General features: G+C 29.0%; 8 protein-coding genes and 2 tRNA genes. 4 read left to right on the forward strand and 6 right to left on the reverse strand.

Annotation, left to right across the window (positions count from 1 at the left end):
* Window positions 1-92: 92 nt before the first annotated feature.
* Together HMPREF3267_RS02445 and HMPREF3267_RS02450 are read right to left on the reverse strand one after the other, a co-directional pair.
* Entirely contained in the window at window positions 93-695 is a 603-nt protein-coding gene (locus HMPREF3267_RS02445) for a CPBP family glutamic-type intramembrane protease (protein ID WP_002459485.1), read from the reverse strand.
* A gap of 6 nt (window positions 696-701) precedes the next feature.
* Complete coding sequence (locus tag HMPREF3267_RS02450; RefSeq protein ID WP_002459484.1) at window positions 702-887, reverse strand: YkvS family protein; 186 nt, start codon at window positions 885-887, stop codon at window positions 702-704.
* Between the two features lie 199 nt (window positions 888-1,086).
* On the opposite strand from HMPREF3267_RS02450, the gene HMPREF3267_RS02455 reads away from it, so the two are divergent.
* Window positions 1,087-2,073: a lipoate--protein ligase gene (locus HMPREF3267_RS02455; protein ID WP_002459483.1), complete on the forward strand. Its 987-nt coding sequence runs from the start codon at window positions 1,087-1,089 to the stop codon at window positions 2,071-2,073.
* A gap of 75 nt (window positions 2,074-2,148) precedes the next feature.
* On the opposite strand, the gene HMPREF3267_RS02460 is transcribed toward HMPREF3267_RS02455, so the two are convergent.
* A complete protein-coding gene (locus HMPREF3267_RS02460) occupies window positions 2,149-2,367 on the reverse strand; it encodes an IDEAL domain-containing protein (protein ID WP_062077452.1) in 219 nt (72 codons plus the stop codon).
* A gap of 218 nt (window positions 2,368-2,585) precedes the next feature.
* Here HMPREF3267_RS02460 and HMPREF3267_RS02465 point away from each other — a divergent pair, with 218 nt between their 5' ends.
* The 3 genes from HMPREF3267_RS02465 (at window position 2,586) to HMPREF3267_RS02475 (ending at window position 3,463) form a co-directional block, all read left to right on the forward strand.
* On the forward strand, window positions 2,586-3,155 hold the full coding sequence (locus tag HMPREF3267_RS02465) for a competence protein ComK (protein ID WP_002459481.1): 570 nt from the start codon (window positions 2,586-2,588) through the stop codon (window positions 3,153-3,155).
* A gap of 143 nt (window positions 3,156-3,298) precedes the next feature.
* Window positions 3,299-3,373: transfer RNA gene (locus HMPREF3267_RS02470), tRNA-Asn, on the forward strand.
* A gap of 1 nt (window position 3,374) precedes the next feature.
* Window positions 3,375-3,463, forward strand: a tRNA-Ser gene (locus HMPREF3267_RS02475).
* A gap of 173 nt (window positions 3,464-3,636) precedes the next feature.
* On the opposite strand, the gene HMPREF3267_RS02480 is transcribed toward HMPREF3267_RS02475, so the two are convergent.
* The 3 genes from HMPREF3267_RS02480 to HMPREF3267_RS02490 form a co-directional block, all read right to left on the reverse strand.
* Entirely contained in the window at window positions 3,637-4,692 is a 1,056-nt protein-coding gene (locus HMPREF3267_RS02480) for a tyrosine-type recombinase/integrase (protein WP_070866791.1), read from the reverse strand.
* 163 nt (window positions 4,693-4,855) lie between these two features.
* Window positions 4,856-5,896: an Abi family protein gene (locus tag HMPREF3267_RS02485; RefSeq protein WP_062077795.1), complete on the reverse strand. Its 1,041-nt coding sequence runs from the start codon at window positions 5,894-5,896 to the stop codon at window positions 4,856-4,858.
* A gap of 132 nt (window positions 5,897-6,028) precedes the next feature.
* Window positions 6,029-6,521 (reverse strand): ImmA/IrrE family metallo-endopeptidase (locus HMPREF3267_RS02490; protein ID WP_371106718.1); only part of this gene is annotated, 493 nt, incomplete at its 5' end.

The raw sequence follows: 6,521 nt of genomic DNA on the forward strand, positions 1-6,521 counted from the left end.
TCATTAATTATAAACGTAGTGTAGCATTCAATTACTTGTTTTAAACTAAAAAATAAAAGCATTTCTTAGCTGCATAGACTAAGAAATGCTTTTTAACCATGAAATATTAATAATAGAATAATTGCAACAATCTGAGCAACAGATGTTGTTGCAATGCGACGTGTATAATGATAGCTGAGGGATAAAATAAGTTGACATACAAAGATGAAAACAACAATCCACCAATTATCTAAGTAAATAAACAAGGAACTGGAACATAATGCTGTAATTAGTACTTGTAACCAATATGGTAAATGAAATGCATTTAATTCCTTTTGCAGCACAGTTCGCATATATAATTCATGGCATGGTATGACAAACAATAAAGTAATTAGCATTTGCCATTTATAATGAACACCTGTTTTCGTTAATTCTTTAATTAATTCAGTGTAACTTAAATCATTTGAAATAAACGAGAATATTAACTGAATAATAATGAGTAAAAGGGCTGTAATTAATCCAACACCAATTGAAGTCAATAATCTTTTTGACTTAATGTCTCGCTGATAAAATACATAGCTTATTCCAGCAATTAACATAATACCAGTATATAGGTACCAATATTCTTGATGTTCGCCCCACATCACAAGTAAAATAAGGTGAAATACGATAAAGCTTGCAATAAACCATTTTAAAGCATTAGATATCTTCTTCATTGAAAATTAACCTTCTTGTTCAACGATTTTATACCGTTTATGATTAATTACAGTTTTTTCAGGTAAATCTAAGTCATTGAAATTTTCCATGATAGTCAAATCAACAATAACAGAGTTATCATTTATTTTTTCAACACGGCCTCTTAAACCGTCATAAAATTCTACAATATTACCTACTTCAGCAACAGTCATTCTGAGTCCTCCCTCAAATCATAGCTAAATTTTATTTTACTAAAAATTACACTACAAATAAACAAATTTCTCTTATAAATGCATATTTAAAGCTAAAATATGAAAAAAATGTCATAAATGAGTTAATGATTGGAAATTTTATTGGAATTAAGGCATAAAGTAAATAAGGGCATAAAGAAGAGAACTAAGGAGAGATAGAATGAAGTTTATAAGTAATAATAATATTACTGATCCAACACTTAATCTTGCCATGGAGGAATATGTTTTAAAACAATTACCCTCAGAGGAAAGCTATTTCTTATTTTACGTGAATCGACCATCAATCATAGTTGGGAAGAACCAAAATACGATTGAAGAAGTAAACAAGGAATACATTGATGAACATCATATTGACGTGGTACGTCGTATTTCAGGTGGTGGTGCTGTTTATCATGATACAGGAAATCTAAACTTTAGTTTTATAACTGATGATGATGGAAATAGCTTTCATAATTTCAAAAAATTTACCGAGCCCATTGTTCAAGCATTACAGTCATTAGGAGTAAATGCTGAAATGACAGGACGTAATGACATTCAAGTAGGTAGCGCAAAAATTTCTGGGAATGCAATGGTAAAAGTCAAAGATCGAATGTTTAGTCATGGCACATTAATGTTGAATAGTGAATTAGATGAAGTGCAGAATGCTTTACGTGTTAACCCAGCAAAAATAAAATCTAAAGGTATCAAATCCGTACGTAAACGTGTTGCCAATATTGAAGAGTTTTTAACAGAAAAAATTACTATTGAAGAGTTTAAACAAATTATTTTAAAAACGATTTTCGGTGAACATGAAGTAGAAGAATATCATTTAACTGATGACGATTGGAAAAAAATAGAACAATTAAGCAATGAAAAATACAGAACATGGGAATGGAATTACGGTAGAAACCCTAAATATAATTTTGAAAGAGAACATAAATTTGAGCGTGGTTTTATACAAATAAAACTAGATGTTAAAAAAGGAAAAATCGAACATGCTAAAATATTTGGTGATTTCTTTGGAGAAGGTAATATTACAGAATTAGAACAAGCATTAATTGGGTGCTTACATGATTATCCTCACATCAAAGAGGCTCTAGCTGATTATGATTTTTATTATTATTTTGGAGATATTGATAAAGATGAAATAATTAAGTTAATGTCCTAAGCATTAATTAAGGGCTATTCGCTTACTTGTTTAAGTAGTGAATAGCCCTTTTAGGATTTATACCAGGATCCGGATTTAGTCATTTAGAAACGCCTCCAATTTTTTGTATTCGTTTGTGTAATTCATAAAGTCTGTTTCGTTTTTATCAATGAGTGCCTTATCAATCAAGGTGGTTAACTTATCCTTTCTAGCCTTTCTTAGCGCCTCATCAATAATAAGTTCAACGCCTAAGTCGTTAACTGTAGTGACAAATTGATTAAGAGTTGTGTGTTGCACATTAGTATTATAATGCATAAGAAACACGACCTTTCTACATATTTAATTTATTTAAAATTAGTATACATCTGTTCAATTTCGAAATCAATGAATATTCTGACATTTATTCGAGAAAAAGGTGTAAATATATTCTTAAGGTATAACTTGACATTAAATAAAAATGATATAAAATATTAGTCAGTTATATGTTTTGAAGAATATATAATACTTTAATCGAAAGAAAGGAAGGTTACTCTATGGACAAAAAAACCATATATGTTATACGTAAAGGAGATATGGTCATACGACCCATTATCGACGATTATGGACATGCTCAAGGAACAGAAATCATTAAATTTGACACCACAAAAGAAAGAAGCCCATTTAAAACGCAGAAAATTATAGAAAGATCTTGCAAGTTTTACGGAAATAATTATCTTAGCAAAAAAGCAGAAACAAGTCGAATCGCTCGTATTAATAGCAAACCTCCGATATTACTCACTCCCTTATTCCCAACTTATTTTTTTCCAACACATTCTGACAGACAAGAAGAAAACATATGGATTAATATGCATTTTATTGTAGATATTAAGCCTTTAAAGCACAGAAAAAGTAAAGTCATTTTTGCTAATCATGAAACACTTATCATAAATGTGTCATTTCATAGTATGTGGCATCAATATATAAATGCCATTTTTTATTACTACATGGTAGATAAACAGTCTAAAATGCGTTCAAATAACCCCGATATGCCTATTGATTATGAAAAATCCTCACTAAATATTTACGAAGCACTTTCCCAATATTCTCTATTAGATAATAAATAGCAGTGTGTTTAAATTTAAATTATGCGGGATGTTTATATTAATTTAGTGTAAATATTCCGTATAAATTTTAAAGAATATCTATTGCAAAAATCACGTTTATTGTTATAATAGTATTTGTGCTCATTGGAGATACTATACATTAATCCACAGTAGCTCAGTGGTAGAGCTATCGGCTGTTAACCGATCGGTCGTAGGTTCGAGTCCTACCTGTGGAGCCATGGAAACGTACTCAAGTTGGCTGAAGAGGCGCCCCTGCTAAGGGTGTAGGTCGCGAGAGCGGCGCGAGGGTTCGAATCCCTCCGTTTCCGTAAATTAGTAAGAATCAGTTTAATTCTGATTAACTAAATTACTCTAGAACGTTGATATATCAACGTTCTTTTTTATTGTGTTGAAAATCTGTAAAAGTCTGTTAAAAATATTTTGGTCAATACGTGGTCAAAATTGATTGAACTATTGTCAAATTGTCTGGTTCGTTGACCACTTAAAAATTAATAATATTATCTAGCTTTGCATCTTCTTCACTTTTTAATTCTTCTAATAGGTGACTATACACACGCCATGTAATTTCAATATTTGCATGACCTAGTCTTTTACTTACATATTGAATTGTAAAGTTTTTAGCAAGTAACATTGATGCGTGAGTATGTCTTAAACTGTGTAAAGTATAGTTATTCATTTTATTATCTAATAAAAAGTTATTTAATAGAGTAGTTACAGCTTTATTAGTTATTAAATTAGCACCTGTATTAAAAATATATCCATTAATTGACGTTGGTCTTTGATTTAAAACATTTTGTATATGTTTCATATCTTTTCTAGCAATTGAAATAATTCTATTTGAAGATTTAGTCTTAGTACCTCTTAAATGAATTGTACTGTTAATATAATCTAAATCACTATATTGTAGTTTTTGAACTTCACCGAAGCGGGCACCTGTAGCTATAAGTATAAAAATAACTAAATAGGATAATTCATTTTTACTAGTTGAGAATATTTTTAATTTCTTGTATTCAGTTAAAGACATAAATTTATCTTCTTCTTTTTTTGTAGGTTTCTTTTCATAAATAGGGGCGTTGCAAGTTGGATCACGTTCAATAATTCCTTCATTTAATGCATCTTTAAATGCTTGTGAAAAACAGTTATTTAATTTTTGAACACTTGCTTTAGTACGTCCCTCTTTTCGTCCACCAATATAGTGACCTTCTGCATACTCTTTTAGCATTTCTCTATATTTGAGTTGTGATACATCTTTAATAGCTATATTGCCAAATTTTTCATCAAAGATATTTAATGCATTATAATAACGGTTTAAAGTGGATTGTGATATTTTATTCTCTTTATTAATTTTTATCCAATCTTTAAAGTACTCTAGAAACGGTGTTTTTGATGATATGAGTTGATTCTTATTTACTTCGTTGTATTTCAGTTGCATTGCTTCATTTGCTTCTCTTTTAGTCTTAAAACCTCTTTTACGGTATCTCTTATTTTGACATCTAAAATCATATGACCATGATCCGTTAATCTTTTTGACATTCATAGTAGTTACTCCTCTCTTGATGTGGATTCTTGATGTTTAGTTCATTTTTACATAGTAACCACCTCCATAGAGAACGTGTGTTCTCTAGAAATGTAAAAAAATAATTAGGGTAGGTGAACTACCCGTATAAATGTGTTAATTGAAAATTTTATGTTTCTTTTATCTAAAGATAATTTTCGTTTAAAAATGAAAGTCTTCGAATTAAATCATTAGTAAATCCAATTGATTCTAGTAAGTTTACTTTATTGTATTGATCCATTTCTTTATTTAGTCTAAATAATTCTTCAATTAAATTATCTCGAGTTGGTTTATTTCTTGTAAACAATAGAATTATTAAAGTTAAGGCATATAAATCATTTTTTCCAATACCTTGAGCATATTCTTTTTTTTCAAGAAATTCAAAATCAATTAAATTATTGAAATGAGTTAGAGATAGTTGTGATTCGGATTTGAAGGAATAGAATCTATGACCATGTGCTATTCTATTTCTAAATTCTCTTAATAAATTTAGTGAATTTACCCCTATACTAGCTAAATCTTTTTCATTGCTATTTATGTTTGAAATATTTTTTAATACTTCAATTTTGTGATTCCTCTTTAAAATACTTAGCCACTTAATTGTTAAACCAAAATTGTGAGGTAATATTATTATCCATGGTGGTACATGGTTATGTTTTTTCTTATAATGATTAATTGACTCTACTTTATTCCAATTCAATGACTTACTTATATCATCCAAGACACCAGCTCTTTTACTTTTATGAGGGTCGTAATAATATGTATCTAAATAACTATATTTTCTGTCGAAAAATTTTCGATTATCTTCCATTCTTTTTTTGGGTTCAATAACCCCGAAATTTTTAGCAACTACAGCAGCAACATTATTTTTTAAAGATTGCTCAATTAAAATTAAGTATTTAAAATATAAATTTTTTAATCGCATATCATTTTGATAACAATGAAATAGATCTCTAAACTTTGTTCCTTTGATAAAAAAATCAGCATTTTTTTCTTTGAAGAAGTGTGAGTAAGCATTGATTAATGAATAATAGGATATAGTTTCTAGTTGTAATAATGCAAATTCTTCATCGTCAATTATTAAACCTCTATCTTTTAATAAAATTATTTGTTCTTTGCAACTCAAATAAGGTTTTGATTCTGGTGAAACCTTTAAATAAGTTTTTATAGCATCAATGTTTTTCAATAGAATTCGCTCCTATAACGAAAAAACCCCTCATGCAAGCATGAGAGGCTTTTTGAGTCGTTTCATAGAACAACTATTTCATACTTGCATTATAGATGTTTTCTTTTTATTAGTCAATCTTATTCTTCTTGGTTATTCGCATACTCTAAACGGTTCGAACTTTATAAGGTAATCCTTATATTTAACTTCCAATCCATACTTACACTTATAATGCCTGATACATTGTTGTACAAAACCTTCTGAAACCTCAAAAAAATCAGCAAGTTCATACATATTCTGTACTCCTTGCTTATAAGCCTCGATAATTTCACTTAAAGGCATTAAAATTTCATATGATAAGCGACGTGCCTTTAGTTCGTATTTTCGATTTAATAAATTATTTTGATTTCTAATATCGCCATATGTAATTTGTGTATGTGCTATTTCTTCAGCCAATGTTTCAAGTTGTTTAGACTTTGAATGATTGCTATTAATAAAAATATAATGATCTAAAGTCAGACCACTCAAGTTATAAGGTAAGTTGTTAGTTTCTTTTATCATAAGGTGTTCGTTTCTACTTAATAACTCTTCATATTTTCTCAAATGCAACAATCCTTTACTTATCTTTATCGATAATATACTGAGC

The sequence above is a fragment of the Staphylococcus sp. HMSC62D11 genome (assembly GCF_001839145.1).
In the GTDB taxonomy this organism is placed as follows: domain Bacteria; phylum Bacillota; class Bacilli; order Staphylococcales; family Staphylococcaceae; genus Staphylococcus; species Staphylococcus lugdunensis.